Genomic DNA, 273 nt, shown 5'->3' on the forward strand with positions numbered 1-273 from the left:
GGGCACCGACGGGGCGGTCGTGTCGGTGACGGTGCCCGACTGCGTCGTGGCCGTGACGGCCGTGGACGCGGACGAGACGTTGCCGGCGACGTCCTTGGCGCGGACGGTGAACGAGTACGCCGTGGACGGGCTGAGCCCGGTCGCGGTGAAGCTCGTCGACGTCGGCGACCCGATGAGGGTCGTGCCGCGGTACACGTCGTAGCCGGCCACACCCGAACCACCGGTGTTGTCGGTCGACGCGCTCCACGACAGCGCGACGCTCGTGCTGGTCAC

General features: G+C 71.8%; 1 protein-coding gene. It reads right to left on the reverse strand.

The annotated features are described in order from the left end of the window. Window positions 1–273 (reverse strand): fibronectin type III domain-containing protein (locus CWIS_RS17325; RefSeq protein ID WP_048344604.1); only part of this gene is annotated, 273 nt, incomplete at both ends.

The organism is Cellulomonas sp. A375-1 (assembly GCF_001040865.1).
Classification (GTDB): domain Bacteria; phylum Actinomycetota; class Actinomycetes; order Actinomycetales; family Cellulomonadaceae; genus Cellulomonas; species Cellulomonas gelida.